The organism is Salmonella sp. 32082101201600294FB01SM01 (assembly GCF_017572865.1).
Classification (GTDB): domain Bacteria; phylum Pseudomonadota; class Gammaproteobacteria; order Enterobacterales; family Enterobacteriaceae; genus Salmonella; species Salmonella enterica.
This window is the reverse complement of sequence record NZ_JAGESB010000002.1, coordinates 91,178-110,190: the sequence shown is the minus strand read 5'-3', so window position 1 is coordinate 110,190 and position 19,013 is coordinate 91,178. Positions and strand designations below refer to the sequence as shown.

Here is a 19,013-nt window from a genome sequence, read left to right as displayed (position 1 = left end):
GTTTTAATCAAATGATCATACATTCCCCCTACAAACCGTAGCGTTAATTAAAAATATAGTGGGTGCAGGGGCATGAATAATCATACTAAACGACGGGGAATAGCATTAACCGTCTTTCTTGTTGGGGTTAACATCCTGGCCTGGATTTGGGCGTTCTGTGTTTTTCATCACCATGCCGTCATGCTAAGCGCAGCCATACTGGCGTATAGCTTTGGGCTGCGTCATGCGGTTGATGCCGATCATATCGCAGCCATCGATACCGTCACCCGTAAACTGATGCAGCAGGGTAAAACGCCTTTAGGCGTGGGGGCGTTTTTTTCATTGGGTCATTCGACCATTGTCGTTCTGGCATGTCTGGCGATTGTTGTGACGTCGATGGCATTTCGCGATCGTATTGATGTTTTGCATCAATATGGTTCGTTGATCGGTACGGCTGTTTCCGCTTTTTTTCTGCTGGCGATGGCCCTGCTTAACCTGTTTATTTTGTTCAACGTCTGGCGGCAATTTCGCTCGGTTACCCGCGGCGAGTCAGTGAGGGCGCATGACGAGGCGATACCTGGCGGGCTGATGACGCGTATATTTCAGCGTACGTTTCGTTTGGTCACTTCCAGTTGGCATATGTATTTTGTCGGTTTTCTGTTTGGTCTGGGATTTGATACCGCAACCGAGGTTGGGCTGCTGGGCATTTCCGCTTCAGCAGCTAACCAGGGGCTATCTCTCTGGTCGATGATGATTTTTCCTGTGCTGTTTACCGCCGGGATGGCGCTGGTGGATTCCCTGGATAACTTTGTCATGGTCGGCGCTTACGGTTGGGCTTTCTCGCATCCATTACGTAAGCTTTATTATAATATGACCATTACCGCCGCATCTGTCATTGTCGCGCTGGCGATTGGCGGGCTTGAGGCGCTGGGGTTGATTGATGATGCGTTACAGTTAAGCGGAACATTTTGGCAGACCGTAAGCACGCTTAACGATCATATGGGGAATGTGGGCTTCTGGGTAGTGGGCGCTTTTGTGCTATTCTGGCTGCTCTCGTTGTTGAATTATCGCTGGCGCGGCTATGATAAAATCACCCTCAATACCTGATTGATTTCTGTAAAAATAACATTTCGGCAGTGGTGTCATATCATTGCCGAAGCATTTTATCTCCTGAGAGTATATTCTTCCCGGTAAGTGCGTTATTTTTCATGCTTGCCTTTCGTTATCAATTTAAGCAATCCGATATAACATACAATACCAAAAATAATAATAACAGTTGTATACCCAAGAATCAGCCAGTCTGCATGTGTCATAATATAATCCAGTTATCAGGTATCCCGTGTTAAGGCGATCTTTAAGCCTGTTGTCAGCAAGAACCACTGTACCCGTTCAGTGCTGTTGACAATAACGTATTGTTTATGCACAAGAGCGTTGTTACAAATAACGTATGCATTGAGCATAGACCCCACCCGCATTTTTGTAATGCCATAAAGCAAGGCTACACCTTTAATCTACTGACGGTATGCCAGGCCAGAAGAGATAAAATGGTGGTTGTCATCATCATCTGTTCCTGACGCCAGGTTAATGACACACACATATGAAAATGTATAACCGCTGCACGCTTTTTAGCACGTTATCTGTAACATACCGTGTTAATCAATTCCATAAAACCGAGTATAGTGTAAGTGAATTTCGAGTAATTGTCATTATGATTATATGGTGGTTAACTTATTTTTTAAATTCTGATTAAATTTTAGTTTTTTATCAGTTCATCAGGATTTATGAAAAATCTGGACGTAAAAAACATATTTACGTCCAGGCTTTCTTTTTAGCAAATCGATTTCCCGGTAAAATAGGGGGTCGACCACATGCGCTTATATTCCCATTCAGGCTTTAGTATGCCGATGGAAAAAAGCAATTTTTTTTGTCTTTCCTGGCAGTAATTTCTGGCGCGGCTAATATTTAGCCACATTAGTATGCTGCCGGGACTGAGTGGCCTGCACTCATTTTTAATTGCACCATTAGATACGTCAAAGTAGACGTTCATCTGGCTTTCAGATTTCAGTACGATATCAAATGCACAGGGTATCCCTTCAATATAAAGAATATGCCCAAACAGAAGGTGATGCAGTTGACTAAAAAAGTTGGCAAGGTTATCAGCGGGATAGCAGGATGAAGTGTTGCCGAAACGAGACCGAAATAACTCGATAAAAATATGAGTCAGTTCATCAGAAGAACAATCAGCAACGCTTTTTACACTTCCGCCTTTTTTAAGAAATCGCTGGTATTCATTACGGCGTGTTTTTTCAAACTTAGAAGAGAACGCTTCTTTGACCAGACAATTTTGTTTTTTTCTGGTGAGTTTCCATATGGCATTGCGTATTTGTGGCTGATGTAACGCCGAAAGCCGGTTAGTACGATCGGGTAAGAAGCAGCGTAAATCTGGTGCCATCGGAATAAGTATCTCATCTGACGATAGCGGGAAGGTTCTGCGCGTCAGGATGCCAATATTCTGATCATTACAAATAAAGTAGGCGCCTTTAATCTTATCATCTTCTTCATAGTGGAAGAATTTAAAATGCCAGTTATGGCGCTTCATAAAATAATCAACAATATCTGGGTGCATATTGATACTACCGCCGTATTGCGCAAACACCTCCCGGTATAGGGTAAAGGAAGACGGCTGCCAGCGGGTTAATATACGCTTAACTTCTTGTATTTTCACCAAAACTCCTGACTTGGCTTACTGAAAATTCTATTTTGTATTATTTTTTTGCTTAACCAAATAAAAATGTGACAAATGTTTAGCTTGTATTTAATGGTTAACATGCTAATCGATGACGTTATGGTGAAGGGAATAAGATTAAGATGTTGATCATAGCATGAGTGAAAGCGACGGTTTAATGCCGCGCTTTTCACTCGCAAGCCATTCTGTATTTAACCATCCAGTAGCGATACAGATTTCAAAGAGATCCGCTGAACGGTAGCAGGATCTGCACATCCGCGTATGAAATAGTTCTACCGGGAGAGGCTGTTAACCTCTTGTATTATTGTATCCAGAATATGATAGCGTTTCCGATACTCTGCGCGTTTTTTGCTGGGGATACTTTCAGGAGCTTTACGCATCACCTGTGATGGCAGATGATATAAGGCACCTTTCTTAACGCCGTTTAGCGACTCCCAGAATTCACTATAGCTGGCCACAAAAGTTTTTTTCTTCTGGAATAAGTACCTGAGTTGACGATAAACATGGTTGTTTTCACTTACCGCATAAATCTCGTCGACATTACAGGCCTGCATCAATGTCGCAAATGCTTCATACAGCATCCGTTTAGGAAAGAGACCGTAACAATCTTTGGTGGCGTTACGTATGACTTGTGGGCCGATATGTTTACTGGGCCCTTGTAACCCGGCAACCAGCGCTATTTGCTTCCCTTCATGGCGGATAAAGGAAAATGATAAACGTGCCAACGGCGTATCATTGAAGCACAGCGTTAATGTCAGCTCACCTTCTCTGTCATAGCCACAGGGACCGCAGTAGATATCTACCAGAGCACCGTTTTTTCCTTCCAGGTGAGCGAGTAAGATTTGTTCCTCGGACAGAAGGATCTTTTTAATTTTACTTTCCGGAAAGGACTGAACGAACTGGTAGTGTTCCAGAATAGCTCTTGCCCGGCAACGTATGCTAAGCCCGGTATACAAATAGGGCCGCTGGATTTTTGCCGGCAATAGGGGACGATGAATGATCAGCGTTCTGGGCTGAGACAGATGGCATAATTCATTGAAGTATTTAATTGTCGTTACGGGGTTAATAAGGCAACGTAATACAAATTTATAGCGAAACTTACGCTCTCCCCAGCGTTTATGGCGATAAGGCGTCTGCGCCATGACTTCTTTTAACATTAATAATGGATTATATCTTTCCATATCACTTTGCTGCATCGTCATACTACGTCCCTACTACTCGATAGACTTATAACCGAGACGGTAGCCTGATTGAGTTAAACGTAAAGGCAACGAAGAAGGCCTGTACAGACGACGTTGTTAAACAGTTTATCAATGGCAGCAATAAAACGCCTGAACACGCTTTTTAATAGATTTTCTGCTAATGAGTGGGATGAGTCCTGAACGTAGTATTAAAACTAATGCCGCGTTTATTATTTTAAATAATGTTTATACTCTAAATAATTCGAGTTGCAGGAAGGCGGCAAGCGAGCGAATCCCCAGGAGCTTACTAAAGTAAGTGACTGGGGTGAGGGAACGCAGCCGCAGCACATGCAACTTGAAGTATGACGAGTATAAGCCAATATATTTATTTGGCTGGTATTGTGTAAGTCAGACAGCAAAGCGTCGTGATGCGTGATTATGTAACCAGACGCAAAGGGAGTATTCACCTTATCTCTAAATGCAAATCTATATGATAAATTTTATCATGTACTATGTTGCTCTCTGGGAGAAAATATTATGCAGCGTTCACTCGGTAGTCTGGCCGGTATGGCTACATCTGCTTTTGGCGCGGGGACTTATGCTGCTATGCGGCAAGCCACCTCTCCCAAAACTATTCTGGAACATATCATTAACTTTTTTACCTGTGGTGGGGTACGTCGGAGAAATGAAACACAGTATAAGGAATTGATAGAGGTTATGGCTGATACATTGAATAGTTCAATGCCTGGCAGAGGTGCTCCGTTGCCAGAAAACATTATACTGGAGGATATGGGCGGGTGTCGTGTCGAATTTAATCTTCCTGGTGAGAATAACGAAGCTGGACAAGTTATTGTACGAGTCAGTAAAGGCGACAATTCTGAGACAAGAGAAATTCCGCTTGTCTCTTTTGAAAGAATATGTCGAGCTTTACTATTCAGAACCGAGTTTTCTCTCCCTCAGGATTCTGTAATATTAACTGCCCAGGGAGGCATGAATCTTAAAGGCGCTGTCCTTCCCGGAGCAAATCTGACGGCAGAAAATTTATGTGACGCAGACTTAAGCGGCGCAAATCTATCGGGAGCATTATTAGGCAACAGTAACTTAACGAACGCCTGTCTGGAAGATACTATTATGTGTGGCGCTATCCTCGATCACGCTAATCTTACTGGCGCCAATTTACAACACGCGAGTCTGTTAGGCTGTAGCATGGTAGAATGTAATTGTTCCGGTGCGAATATGAATCACGCTAATGTTTCAGGCGCAAACCTTATACTTGCCGATATGAGCGGTGCGACATTAAAGGGTGCTACTATAATGGCTACTGATATGGAAGGCGCTGTCTTAACCCGGGCAAACCTGCAAAAGGCGAGTTTCATTTCTACTAACCTGGGCGAGGTTGATTTGTCCGAGGCTAATTTAAAAAATACCAGTTTTAAAGATTGTACACTAACCGGTTCATGTACCGAAGACGCCACAATGTCTACAAGTACACAAGCACTTTTTAACGAATTTTATAGTGAAGATATTTAGTCCTTTTTGACGTAAATCGAAAATAAAAGCAATGTAAGAATAACAATCTGCTACTGAATAGTAGCTGAGAGTTAATTATTTACAGTATCTTTTATTATTACAGGAGTATGCGACGGTAAAAATATCTGAATAACCATTTCTATTTTCTCAAGTAGAACTTCCAACTAAAGCGAATTGTTTGAAAAGGAAAACGTTATGCCTGGATGTATAAGTGCCTGTTCGTGCGTTGTCAGCTCGACGCCTACCGAGCCTAAGGGCCCCCCTAAGCCTAAGTGGATAGAGTTAAAAGGTTATTGTGTTACATGTACTCATGAGTCTGATATTCGCCCGCCTTCTGAAAGGGAAGACAGACGACAGAGAAAAATACAGGCGATTGAACTTTATTGGTTGCGGCGTCTCCTGGACGACTTGGGAATACAAGAAGGTACTTCTCAAGACACGGCAGTAAAACCCACTAACTGTGGGTTGTCATATTTTCCAGTAGCTCCTGGAGAACGAGAAACCGATGTTTGATGGTTTTCTGTCTGCAAAGCGCCTGATAAATATTACCAGGCGCTTTGTATTTTGGCACCAACATCACTTTCATTATCAAATATCGAATGACTACAATCGTATCCGATCCCACCATTACCCAGACGGAAAGTCGCTGGCAAACTGTAAGAACGGTTCGCCGTCGGCAGGGAAGCGCCGGTGGACTCTGAGCCGCACTATACCATCTTACCTGGGTGTTTCTTGTCATTAACGCTTTGAAAAATAGTTTTATTTCTCTACTCCTGTTTTGTAAAACCTCCGTTCAGTAGGCGCATTCTGCCCCCCTTCCCGGATTTACTGGCAAAGCGGAGCCCGGACAGAGAGTCATATTGCAAAATCCCGTTTCCGTTTTCTTATTACCAGATTTTTGCGGTCGAAAGATTGCCTTTTTCTTAATTGAATGATAATTATTATCATTAGCATATGATAATAACTACTATATAGCCGTAACCTGGCAAGGATGTGAGCTTGAGGGCAACAGCGCTACTTTAGACATTATTTAGGGAATGGGTATGAGAGTTAAGAAGTTCCTCTGGTTAATAACCGTGGTTTCTACAGGGGTTAATAGTCCATTATCAGCAGCAGAATCTACTGACGACAACGGCGAAACGATGGTGGTTGAATCCACCGCCGAGCAAGTATTAAAGCAACAGCCGGGCGTTTCGATTATTACTCGTGACGATATTCAGAAGAATCCTCCCGTTAACGATCTTGCCGATATTATTCGTAAGATGCCTGGGGTTAATCTTACCGGCAATAGCGCCTCGGGGACGCGCGGAAATAACCGACAAATTGATATTCGTGGTATGGGGCCGGAAAATACCTTAGTGCTGATTGACGGCGTGCCGGTGACGTCGCGAAATTCGGTTCGCTATAGCTGGCGCGGAGAACGCGACACCCGTGGCGATACGAACTGGGTACCGCCGGAGATGGTAGAACGTATTGAAGTGATCCGTGGGCCCGCTGCCGCGCGCTATGGCTCCGGTGCCGCAGGTGGGGTGGTGAATATCATCACCAAACGCCCCACTAACGACTGGCATGGTTCGCTGTCGCTCTATACCAACCAGCCGGAAAGCAGCAAAGAGGGCGACACCCGGCGGGGTAACTTTAGCCTTAGCGGCCCGTTGGCTGGTGATACGTTGACGATGCGCCTGTACGGTAATCTCAACAGAACCGATGCCGATAGCTGGGATATTAACTCCTCCGCCGGTACCAAGAATGCCGCCGGACGGGAGGGGGTCACCAATAAAGATATTAATAGCGTCTTCTCATGGAAAATGACCCCGCAGCAAATCCTTGATTTTGAAGCGGGATACAGTCGGCAGGGGAATATCTATGCCGGCGATACGCAAAACAGTACTTCAAACGCGGTTACCAAAAGTCTCGCGCAGTCCGGGCGGGAGACCAATCGCCTGTACCGGCAGAATTACGGTCTAACTCATAACGGCATCTGGGACTGGGGGCAAAGCCGCCTGGGGTTCTACTATGAAAAAACCGATAATACCCGCATGAATGAGGGGCTCTCCGGCGGCGGCGAGGGGCGTATTACCAACGACCAGACGTTCACCACTAACCGCCTGACCTCGTATCGCACCAGCGGCGAGGTGAATGTCCCGGTGATATGGCTATTTGAGCAAACGCTCACCGTCGGCGCGGAGTGGAACCGCGATGAGCTGAACGATCCTTCCTCTACCAGTCTGACGGTTAAGGATAGCAATATCGCCGGGATTCCCGGTTCGGCGGCTAACCGTAGCAGCAAAAATAAATCGGAAATCAGTGCGCTGTACGTTGAAGATAATATCGAACCCATGGCCGGTACCAATATTATTCCGGGTCTGCGTTTTGACTATTTGAGCGAATCCGGGAGTAATTTTAGTCCCAGTCTTAACCTTTCCCAGGAGTTAGGTGAATACGTCAAGGTGAAAGCCGGTATTGCCCGGGCCTTTAAGGCACCGAACTTGTATCAAACCAGTGAGGGGTATTTACTCTATTCGAAAGGCAACGGTTGTCCAAAAGATATTACGTCGGGCGGCTGTTACCTGGTCGGTAATAAGAATCTCGATCCTGAAATTAGTATCAATAAAGAGATTGGGCTGGAATTTACCGTAGACGATTACCACGCAAGCGTCACGTATTTCCGTAACGATTATCAAAATAAGATTGTCGCAGGTGATAAAATTATTGGCAGAAGCGCATCTGGCGCTTATGTATTGCAGTGGCAGAACGGCGGTAAAGCGCTGATTGAAGGTATTGAAGCCAGCATGGCTGTTCCGCTGATGCCGGACCGTCTGAACTGGAATACCAATGCGACTTATATGATCGCTTCTGAGCAAAAAGATACCGGCAATCCCTTATCGATAATCCCGAAATATACGGTGAATACCTTCCTCGACTGGACTATTACCAGCGCGCTCTCCGCTAACGTCAACTGGACGTTATACGGCAAGCAAAAACCGCGAACACATGCGGAGTCGCGTAGTGAAGAGACCAAAGGATTGTCCGGGAAAGCGCTGGGGGCTTACTCACTGGTCGGCGCTAACGTTAATTACGATATCAATAAGAACCTGCGTCTTAATGTCGGTATCAGCAATATCTTCGATAAACAGATCTATCGCTCCGCCGAAGGGGCAAATACCTATAACGAACCGGGTCGGGCTTATTATGCCGGTGTGACGGCCTCGTTTTGATGGATTATGCCCGCCGCTGGCGGGCATAATCTGGCGGCGGGTTAATGGCAGCGTGGTTTTTGGCTTGCCGGTTCGCGACTGATATCCAGCAATGCACTGCGAAAAGAGGCGTTAAACATGGGCCCGTGGCCCAGGCCCGGGTAATGCTGCAGGGCCGCGTTAACGCCGTTGTTCTCAAGCGTTCTCACGGTCTCCTGAACTTTTTGCAGGAGCTCGGCCATCTGGCGTTGCCTGCTATCCCCATTCGACGCTGAACCTTCCATTATGATGAGTTTTTTATGGCAGAACGGCGACGGCTTCACTGTCGTAAGGCGATTCAACAGGGCAAAATTATCCCTGCTGAGTGACGGGCTGGCGCTGTAATAGATATGAAAGAAGGATGACGACAGCCAGGAGTCCAAAACGAACAGGCCGCCATAAGAATGTCCCCATACCCCGCGCTGTTCGGGGTTGATGGTGATTCCTTGTTCCACCTGCGGCGCGATATGTTTCTCCAGTAGCTGGCGGAACGCTGGCCCGCCGCCGGTTTTACGATGGAAACGCGGGTTATTTTCACTGCCATCGCGATCGATTCCCGGCGCCGGCGTATAGTCATAAGCTCTGCCGTTAAGATCAAACGGCAGGTTAGTCTGATAGCCAATCGCCACAATCACCGGCGGCGAGTGGTCTGCCAGTTGTTTGAGCAGCGCCTCCGGCAGCCTGTCCATCACTGCGTTGCCGTCCAGCATATATAAGACAGGATAACCCGACGGCGGGGCGGCTTTATTGGGAATAGCGGTCCATACCCGGTAATGTCTTACGCCATCAGCAGATTGAAAGTCATTGACCCTAAAATGGTAATATCCCGAACCTTTATCAGCAATATTCGGCCCTAATGGCTGCATATCCGGCTGCGCATAACTCAGCGCGCTAAAACAAAAACTCACTAAAAATAGCGCCATGCGATAGCACTTGTTGTGGTACTGGCGACCATACATCGGATGTGATTCCTTTTTGGCAGGTGAAGTTTTATCGGGGCAGTAGACGTAATCCGTCAATCAGCGCGCCGCGCCACCAGGCATAATCGTGACCGCCGGTGTACACGCTGCAATGGCTTTCGACGCCGGCGGCGCGCAATTTTTCATGCAACTGTTTGACCTGCGGGACCGTCGAACCTTCCAGCGATCCCACGCACAGATGCGTACGTACGGCTGGCGAGGGCGCGGATAACACATGTTCGCTGACCCATGAGCGCTCTTCTGCGCTGAAATGGGGCGGGCGATTGCGGATGTCCGGCGTCCACCACATTGAGGGGGAGTGGCTCAGCACCAGGCCGAAGCTCTCTGGCGCGTGGCGGGCCGCCATCAGCGCGGTCACGCCGCCGAGGCTTTGCCCTGCCAGCACCGTTTGTGTACGGTCCGCCCACCGCCGTTCCGGGTATTTGGCGCGAAGGGTTGGCAGCAGGCGTTCGGCAATGTCGAGCACCAGCTCGCGGCGACCGCCGAGGATTGCGACGCGTTCACGCGCGTTGATGTTATCAATGCCGAGTACGGCCACCGGCGCGATGCGTCCGCTGCGGATGGCAGCGTCAATGGCGGCACTTACCCCAAGATGGTCGAACCAGATCTCGCCATCCGTGAGTACCAGTAAGCCCAGCGGTTGTACGACAGGAACGTCAGGAAGATACAGCCGCACACGGCGACGTTGTCCGGCGAGCCGATGTTCTGAGGTGAAAAGCTGCCCGGCGTAAGCGCGACAGCCTGACCACTCCTCCTGTGCCGGGGCGTGATCCAGCGCCAGAACGGATTCCTGCGCATTGCCCCGAACATTTATTCCCGGCGTGCTGTTCAGTGGGTCCGCCTTCCCGACAAGGGAGGCGAAACGGCTTCCAAGCTGCAACACCGTCTCGTCCGGGGTTTCCGGTGGTATTTCGACCATCGTATAGGAACCGCAGTAGGATGCCGGTAAGCGAAGCGTCAGATGCCAGATATCCGTTGTGGGCAGTTGCGTCATCATACCTTTCGCCACGTTATCTTTATCGGTGACACGGTTCAGGCGGACATAAACCCCCCGCAGAGGAGAGGCGGCACGCCACAGGAAGGTGACTTCCCGTTCATCGTCTGCGTCGTTAATGGCTGTCACCAGCGGCAGCGCGAGCGAGTTTGCTTCTCGCCAGAAGTGAGAAGCGTCAACCTGGCTTCCGGCGGCGAGTTGGCGGCGAAGGCGCGTAGCGGTCTGTATAGCGACAGGAGCGACGGGCGGGCTCAGTCTCATTTTCTGTATTCCATCTCATTTATATTTCGGTCAGTATCAATAGCTAAAGCGGCTGTTACAGGAACAGCCGCTTGCGGGCTTTCTTTTGCGTAAATCGTGGCGATAAAAACTATCCTATGACCTCTCCTTGCGTATCGCGTGTCTGGCCGATGCTGTCCCGCCACAGACGAGCATACAGGCCATGAGCCGCTATCAACTGCTCATGGCTACCATATTCAGCGATACATCCTTTATCGATTACGACAATAACATCGCAGCGGCGAGCGGTGGTCAGTCGGTGCGCGACGATAAGCGCGATGCGTTTCTCGGTATGCGTCACTCCGGTAAGCGAGGTTATTAAGCGCTCCTCGGCGCTGCGGTCGATACGCGCTGTCGCCTCGTCGAGCAGCAGAATGTGCGCCTGTGCCAGTTGGGCGCGGGCGAGGGCAATCAACTGACGCTGGCCCGCGGACAGATCCGTGCCGCCGTTATTGACCGGAGTACGAAACCCCAGCGGCAGATGTTGCACAGTTTCAAAGAGTCCCGCCTGTCGCGCCGCGATCTCCACCTCCGTGTCGCTGCTGTCTGGCCGCGAATAGCGGATATTTTCGGCAATATCGCCGCTAAATAATGCGACATCCTGAGTGACCAGCCCCGTCTGGCGACGATAATCACTAAGCGACGCGGCATCAATTAGGCGCTCACCGACACGGATTTGCCCGCTGCCGGGAGAGTAGAGCCCGGCCAGCAGTTTGATCAGCGTCGATTTGCCGGCGCCGCTACGTCCGACCACCGCGACTACCGTTCCTGGCGGAATGGTGAGCGAGAGCTTATCAAGCACAGGTTGCGTTTTTTCGGGATAGCGGAATGTCAATGCCTCCAGACGTAGCGCGCCGCCAGTGCCAGGCGTTATGGAGGACGGTTCAATATTCTCCGTTTCCTCAGTCGCCAATAGCGCATTGATATGTTTGCCGCTGGCGGTCGCCTGCTGCCAGGAATCAACAATGCCTGACAACTGCTGTACCGGGCCATAAAATTGGCCCAATAGCAGGAAGAACGCCGCCAGTATCCCGGGCGTCATTTCGCCTCCGGCGACCCGGGTCGCCCCGATTAAAAGCACGGCGGCATAGGCGGCCTCGGTGCAGAAGGTCAGGAACGGAAAATAGACAGCAAGGTATTTTTGCGCCCGCACGCGGGTGGCGCGGAAGTTGTCTGATAACGCCCGTAGCCTGGCGGCTTCCTGCTTCTGTTGACCGTGTGACTGCACTACCCGCATACCGGAGACCTTTTCCTGAAGCGTACTGTTCACCTTACCAATTTCCAGCCGTGCCTGGGCGTAGGCAGGCGAGCTCAAACGGCGGTAAATCCACGTCGCCAGTATCACTACAGGTACGGCGCTTAATGCCGTTAACGCAAGAATGGGGTCAAGCCAGAACATTGCCGCGGCGATAGCGACCATCGTCACGATGCTGGTGGCCGCGCTGGCAAGACCGTTTTGCAGAAATCGGGCGAGTGAATCAACGTCGACGGTCATGCGAGTAAGACGCGAGTCGATGTGCTTCTCGTGCCAGGGAAGACTCAGGCGTAGCAGGTGGCTGAAGCTGCGTAAGCGTACCGTATGCTGTACCGACTCTGCCGCGCGGGCGGCGAAGATCGTTTGCAGCGCATAGCAGCACCAACCGATCGCCACCAGGCACAGCGCGAGCAGGGCGCATATGCCAATAGTCGACATATCCCCTGCGGCAACGCCTGAGTCAATACCGCGCTGCAAAAGCACCAGCACGCCAACGCCTGCGGCGGAATCAAGCGCGATAAGCAGGGCGGCGATGACGAACATCCAGGCTACTGGCGTCAGCAACGATGAGACTTGACGCCCGTGGCCTGCCAGCGCCATCTGTACGGCGCGTTCCGGAACGCGCGTCATCCGGTCGACAAAACCTTTTCCGGCGGGGGGCTGGCGCTCATGCGCGTCGTCGGATTTTACCGCCTGCGTTGTTGGCCATAGCGCACGTTGTTCCGCCGGGGCGAGGGCGAGAAAATCACCCTCGCCGCTCATCAGCGAGCGAAACGTCGGACACCTTGCATCCAGCTCCGCTTGGGTACCGATATCCACGACGCGGCCTTTATCCAGCACGACGATCCGATCGGCTAACTGCAGTGTTGAACGGCGGCGCGCAATCACCAGCAGCATATGCTCATTATCGGCATAACGACCAAGAGCCGTATTAATTTCCGCTTCAGTACCGGCATCGACCGCCGAGGTGGTGTCATCGAGAATCAGCAGTTCCGGCGCGGTAATCAGTGCCCGGGCTAGCGCAATACGCTGGCGTTGGCCGCCGGAGAGGTTGCTTCCGCGTTCGGCCAGTCGGGTGTTGAACCCCTGCGGTAGCGCATTGATGAACCCGCTGGCGCCTGCGGCATCGGCGGCGCGTCGGATGTCGTCCTGAGTCGCTTGCGGGTGCCCATAGGCGATGTTTTCCGCCACCGTACCGGCAAACAGAAACGCGTCTTCAAACACTACGCCAACGCGACGACGAAGCGCCGCCAGTTTTAGGTCGCGAATATTCTGTTGACCCGCAGTGGTGTTGAGCCACACCCCGCCGGAGGTGGGATCGTAAAAGCGCGCCAGCAACATCAGCAATGTTGATTTCCCGGAGCCGGAGGCGCCAACCACTGCCACGGTTTCACCGGCGTGAATGGAAAACGAGATCTCATTGAGGATACGGTTACCGTTGTCGTAGTGGAAACTCATCTTCTCCACGTCCAGCCCAATAATCTGACCCTCAACCGACTCAGTACCGTCTTCCATGCGAGAACGCGTGTCGATAAGCGCGAAGACGCGCTCCACCGATGCCTGTGTGCGCTGTGCGATAACTAAAAACGATGCCAGTACGCGGGTGGGGCCGGTCAGCATAGCGAGAAAACTCGCGAACGCAACGAAGGTTCCCAGATCGATGCGCCCGTTCATCACCGACCAGCCGCCATAGCACAGCAGGACGATTTGCCCTATCACCGGTAGCGCCAGCATGGTTGCGCCCGGCATCGCCTGCGAGATAGCGGCGCCGATGCGTACCCGCACCATCTGCCGCGACTGACCATCGAGCCAACGCGTTTCGCGTAACTCCGCCACGCAGGACTTCACCACTGAGATCTGTTCCAATACTTCGCGCATGTGCTCCGTCATGTGCGCCAGCCGGTCTGAGGCAAGCCCCGTTTGCGCGAAAACACGGCGACGGGCGCGCAGGGCGGTAATGGCAAGGGCGGCCAGTACGCAAATCACGATAAGCGTCATGGATGGCGACATCCATAGCATCACCGCGATACCGGCCACATAGTAAGTGAGCACCGCCAGCGGCACCGGACACATCTGTAGCAAGGTGTGTACCTGTTGAAGATCGCTGTTGGTACGCGAAATGACCTGCCCGGTACGCAAGGCGTCCTGGCCTGCGCCGTCCAGTTTTTGAATACTGTCGAACGCACGGCTACGTAACGTATGCTGAACCCACAGCGAGAGTTCCCCGGCATAGCCGCGGCGCACGTAATTCCCGATAAAATCAAAAAGGGCAATTAATAGCAGGCCGCAGGCAAGTAACGGCAGGCGTGTCGTATCGCCTGCTATCGCGTCATTGACGGCCTGACGCGTTATTAACGGCGTCAGCGCAGCCAGTAAAATGGTCGATACTGATGCTACGATGACAATGATGCTCAGTGTCTTACGTTCCCAACACACGCGGGCAAGGCGAACTATCCAGGCACGAGCGGGCATGGGGGAATGAGTCGCGGGCATTAAGCCTCCTTATCGGTGAAAGATGAGATATGGCGACACAGTCTGGGTTCAGCCGCCATATTGTCATTGCGCTGCCGCGGTTAGCCGTGTTGCAGCATGGCGATCAGTTTTTTTGCCACCTCGGTCGGGCAAGGCTGGGCCGCCATTTCCGCCGCGACCTCCTGCGACGCCTCGCGAAGCGCGTGATTATCGAGGAAGGTATTGATCATGCTGCTCGTAAGTCCGCTCTTACCGGGAATAATTCCGCATCCGCGCTCGACCACGGCGCGGGCATTGACGGGTCTGTCTGCACCCTGGCCAAAGACTATCTGCGGAATGCCGGCATGTAGCGCCGTCAGGGTGTTGCCTGCGCCGCCATGGTGGATAAAACCGTCGGCACCGTTAAGGAAAACGCCCATCGGAAGCCAGTCGACCAGACGGACATTCGGCGGCAGCGAACGTAAATCCGAGCGGGCGTTTGCCGGAAGATGCAGGATGATTTCGGCATCTACTTCGCCGGCAGAATCCATTACCCAGGAAATCAGATCCAGGCCATCCACCATCGGTTTGACGGTGCCGAGGCTGACCAGAAGACGCTTGCGATCAGGTGTACGTTCCCACCATTCTTCCCAGACGGCGCCGCCGTTATACGGGACGTATTGCATGGAGATAACCGGCTCTCCGTCATTTTGCAGTATGCTCATGCTGGGCGGTGTGACGTCTATCCACGCCAGATCTCTTGGTGGCGCGCTGACCCCATGGCGGCGGTAGGCGTTAGAAAGTGATTTCGTCACGCCTTTGATGTGCCAGGGCGTATGACCGAAGCCGACGGTTTGCATCACTACCGGAATGTCATACTTAGCGGCAATCAGTGGTCCAACGACCCCAAGGGGAGGGTAGACGATGAGATCTGGTCGCCACTGCCCGGCGAACGCGACCAGCGGGTCAGTCATCTCTTCGCTGAAGAATGAGAAGTTCCCCATTTTTGTTCCAATGTTATTTTCTTTTCGTAATGCCTCCTGACGGCGATAACCCGCTTCCGAATCGAAACCAGGCGCAGCGTCAAATACCACCAACCCAGCTTCGGCTGCTTTCTGTGCAAATTTGCCACCGCTTGCAATCAGTACTTCATGGCCATTAACACGAAACGCTTGCGCCAGGGACAGCACAGGGTATAGCAGTCCATACAGTGGCGGACCGACAAACAGAATACGCATGAGAAATCCTCTCTCTCCACGTCGTAAATCGAACAAGTTGTTAATGAGAATGATAATAATTACCAATATCATTTGGAAAATGCAATAACTAATACAACACTTGATCATGTGATGATTTTTTGCGTAAAAATCGGGAAAGAGGAGAGCGTTAAGCGATGAAGTTTGGTTTCAGGCTTATTTACGTGCGTATGGTCGCGAAGGCAAAGCGCCAGGATTGGGGAACTGGATTCGCATACCAGACGCCCGTGGATTATTAATGATAACTTTGCAAATAACCTTTCAGGCAATGAGGTAAACGTACCGACAACAAGGTAACGGGAAACGTCGGTAGTTGTATTGATAACGCGTTGCGGGGCAATTTAATGGTATCCGGCGGCAGATCGTGTTCTGTGCAGACTTTCCGTGCAGTGATGTGACGGACGCCTCTTCCTAAAGTAGTCAGTGCCATACTTTTAGTGACTGCATTAATTCTGGCGTTAAATCCTTTAATTTGGTGGACGTAAAGTAGACATAGACAACAAATAGGAGCTACGTATTCACGTTACCCCTTGTTTTATTTGCTGGCGTCCTTGTAATTGGTGGGGGAGGTGGTTGAGTTTGTTGGGGGGGATTTTTTGCGAGGAAGGGAAGGCGCAAAAAGAGTGGCGATAGTGTTGATATGGAAAGGTTTTTGTATATTTTTTGATTTTTAAGGTTATTTTTATAGTGCTGAAGTTTATTGTATTGATTGATGCCTGCAATAGATGCAAAACGAACTATACTAGAAAGAGAAAAGATCTGATTTAGAATTTGTCAAATAAATGGCTATAATCATAGGTATCACCAGTTCTTTCATCTGTGATTCTGCAGCGAGCATGATAAGCAGCCTTCGCAACGGAAGATCTGCCCTCACTTCGTTTCACAATTTTAAAATCCAGATGAAAAATAGCCATACAATAAAAACAACCTCAATATAAAATTAAATATCAAACCAAAATATAAATCTCCAATGCGACTATGCTGGTTTTAGTTTTTCGTAAGAAAAACTCTGGTGTTGACGTTGACTTTGTTTCCGAAGGAAACGGTGTTAGCCTGCGGCAGGCAACCGTCGGTAGACCCCACACGCTCACGAAGTGAGTGTATAGGTGGGCATTGCTTTATTTTTATATCTCCTAAAGGAGCTAAAAATAATGACAATGTTTTAAGTTTTTCTATACTTAATAATAACGCTAGTTTTTAAGTCTGTGAAATTAATGGGATTAGAATCGGATGAACGGCTGAGGTAGGGGGATAATATTGAATGTTTAGGTTTAGAGAGCGCCCGTAAGGGCAAAAGTGGTATTTTCTCCTCCCGCCGTAAGGCGGGAAAATAGGATTTAGATAAAACAGTGAAAATAACAGATATTCTTATGTGTTGCACAATTCACAGGTTAAGACCAGAAATCAGTGTCTAAAAACAACAGGTAAAATTGTTTTCATTGTTTTGATAAAATAAGTAACGCGGAGAGTATCAGGTATTTTAAGTTAGTAATTGCACACGTTTGTGTTGCAAAATTTCATTTTGAGCTTACTGATATCTCATTTTTCAAACCAAAACACCATTTTTTCGGGATGAATCCTATCATTAACAGGGATGAACCCTGTTCCAGCAATGTGATTGTTTTGAACAACCACAAAGTGCTGCGCCTCTTTCAACGCCACGGACCATTTCAAGCAGTTCAGCTTTACAAATGATGTTGATTTTCTATGTAAACTGGTATTTATTAATGTTATTAGAGTAGAAAGGATGCCAACATGATTCTATCTGAGAAAACGCTTGAAAAACTGAGGGTTTTGATCAATGAGGATACGGAGTATCGTTCCGGTCCAAAGCTTGTTCAGTTCTTTAATGATCTTGGTTTTCAAGATACATATGTACAGGGATTTCCTTCAAGGTGGATGTATACCGATGAAAAGTTGAGCGTGATAAATGGTAGTCCGCAGTTAGATCGTTGTATCAAGAAATTGTTCGCTCCAATTAACTTTGTTGGCGATATACCTCGATTAGACGCCTTGATCACTGAATTTAATAAATATATGGCATTTGATAAATGGACGGTTAAACGAGAAAATGCTGAGATTGTTTTTGAGAAAAAGGATAAGATCGTTGTAGATACTGAGAATCAACGGAAGGATTCTGAAGATGATTTTTTGAGAAGAGAGTTCAATAATGTTGAATTTACTTCTGATTTGATTGATCCATTTGTGGCAGATGTATTGAAGGGAAGAATCAAAGAAATTGAGAATTGCTATCCGGCAGGCGCGTATCTGTCAGTGATATTTCTTGCTGGAAGCACATTAGAAGGTTTTTTGCTGGGTGTTGCTTCGAAATATCCAAAATTGTTCAATACAACAAAATCATCGCCTAAAGATAAGAGTGGGAAAATAAAACAATTTCATGAATGGTCATTGTCTTCATTTATTGAAACGGTCAGAGAGTTAGGATTGATTGAGTATGATACATATCGATTCAGTCATACTCTCAGAGATTTTAGAAACTATATACATCCATACCAACAGCTATCACATCAATTCAATCCGAGAGAACATACAGCCAAAATTTGTTTACAGGTACTAAAAGCAAGCATTACGGAAGTAAATGATCATATTGGGAAATTAAAATAGGTGCCGTTATGGGCGAAAGTATTTTTATTGGGATTTTAACAGGCATTATCAGCGGGGCCTACACAGGACTTATACTATCTAAGTATGTGCTTTTCACATCATTACGACGGGAAACACTCAGAATTGTCAGGCGGATTAATTATATCGATGGAGAAGGATACTCAAATTATGAGTCGTTATCTGAATTAATATTAATATCTTCTGATTTTCTTGCGTTAAAGCATAAGAGGGCAGGGGAGGACGTTATGGCCATTTTCAATGAACTGAACTTAGAGGTATTGAACTCTAATAAGAAAACTAATGGTGATAAAATAGTAGATGCTCAGCGAAGGTTAAGAATGATGCCTGTAAATATATGGTCTATTATTAATCCACTATCTTTTAGGATGTGATTAAATATAACTGATATAGACTAAGCTTAGCACGATATCAATATTAAATTAAAATGGTAAAACGAAAGTGAGTTAGTATCATAATGACAAACCAATAACAAGTGGAGCT

At 48.7% G+C, this 19,013-nt stretch carries 11 protein-coding genes; 5 read left to right on the top strand and 6 right to left on the bottom strand.

Annotated elements, in window-relative coordinates:
- Positions 1–72 precede the first annotated feature (72 nt).
- The gene (locus J4645_RS10270) at positions 73–1,086 is read left to right on the top strand and encodes a HoxN/HupN/NixA family nickel/cobalt transporter (RefSeq protein ID WP_001059351.1); all 1,014 of its coding nucleotides are present in this window, start codon (positions 73–75) and stop codon (positions 1,084–1,086) included.
- Positions 1,087–1,807: 721 nt separating this feature from the next.
- Here the strand turns inward: J4645_RS10270 and J4645_RS10265 are convergent.
- Positions 1,808–2,704 carry an antimicrobial resistance protein Mig-14 gene (locus tag J4645_RS10265; RefSeq protein WP_000701508.1) on the bottom strand — a complete coding sequence of 299 codons (897 nt, stop codon included), beginning with the start codon at positions 2,702–2,704 and terminating at the stop codon, positions 1,808–1,810.
- Between the two features lie 293 nt (positions 2,705–2,997).
- Positions 2,998–3,927: a VirK family antimicrobial peptide resistance protein gene (locus tag J4645_RS10260; RefSeq protein WP_000178742.1), complete on the bottom strand. Its 930-nt coding sequence runs from the start codon at positions 3,925–3,927 to the stop codon at positions 2,998–3,000.
- Between the two features lie 516 nt (positions 3,928–4,443).
- Between J4645_RS10260 and pipB2 the strand changes: the two genes are divergently transcribed.
- Both pipB2 and J4645_RS10250 read left to right on the top strand, forming a co-directional pair.
- A complete protein-coding gene (gene pipB2 / locus J4645_RS10255) occupies positions 4,444–5,436 on the top strand; it encodes a type III secretion system effector PipB2 (protein ID WP_023136559.1) in 993 nt (330 codons plus the stop codon).
- Between the two features lie 1,043 nt (positions 5,437–6,479).
- Positions 6,480–8,654, top strand: a complete 2,175-nt coding sequence (locus J4645_RS10250) for a TonB-dependent siderophore receptor (RefSeq protein ID WP_023136560.1) — start codon at positions 6,480–6,482, stop codon at positions 8,652–8,654.
- A 41-nt stretch (positions 8,655–8,695) separates the two neighbouring features.
- Here the strand turns inward: J4645_RS10250 and J4645_RS10245 are convergent, their stop codons facing one another.
- The 4 genes from J4645_RS10245 to iroB all read right to left on the bottom strand — a co-directional run bounded on the left by J4645_RS10245 (position 8,696) and on the right by iroB (position 15,869).
- Positions 8,696–9,631, bottom strand: a complete 936-nt coding sequence (locus tag J4645_RS10245; protein WP_023214630.1) for an alpha/beta hydrolase — start codon at positions 9,629–9,631, stop codon at positions 8,696–8,698.
- 31 nt (positions 9,632–9,662) lie between these two features.
- Complete coding sequence (locus J4645_RS10240) at positions 9,663–10,907, bottom strand: esterase family protein (RefSeq protein WP_001239928.1); 1,245 nt, start codon at positions 10,905–10,907, stop codon at positions 9,663–9,665.
- Between the two features lie 109 nt (positions 10,908–11,016).
- Entirely contained in the window at positions 11,017–14,673 is a 3,657-nt protein-coding gene (gene iroC, locus J4645_RS10235) for a salmochelin/enterobactin export ABC transporter IroC (protein WP_023214631.1), read from the bottom strand.
- An 80-nt stretch (positions 14,674–14,753) separates the two neighbouring features.
- On the bottom strand, positions 14,754–15,869 hold the full coding sequence (gene iroB, locus J4645_RS10230) for a salmochelin biosynthesis C-glycosyltransferase IroB (protein ID WP_023194778.1): 1,116 nt from the start codon (positions 15,867–15,869) through the stop codon (positions 14,754–14,756).
- A gap of 1,773 nt (positions 15,870–17,642) precedes the next feature.
- Here iroB and J4645_RS10225 point away from each other — a divergent pair.
- Both J4645_RS10225 and J4645_RS10220 read left to right on the top strand, forming a co-directional pair.
- Positions 17,643–18,512 carry a hypothetical protein gene (locus J4645_RS10225; RefSeq protein ID WP_000603564.1) on the top strand — a complete coding sequence of 290 codons (870 nt, stop codon included), beginning with the start codon at positions 17,643–17,645 and terminating at the stop codon, positions 18,510–18,512.
- Between the two features lie 8 nt (positions 18,513–18,520).
- On the top strand, positions 18,521–18,904 hold the full coding sequence (locus tag J4645_RS10220; RefSeq protein WP_000504709.1) for a hypothetical protein: 384 nt from the start codon (positions 18,521–18,523) through the stop codon (positions 18,902–18,904).
- The last annotated feature ends 109 nt before the right edge of the window (positions 18,905–19,013 follow it).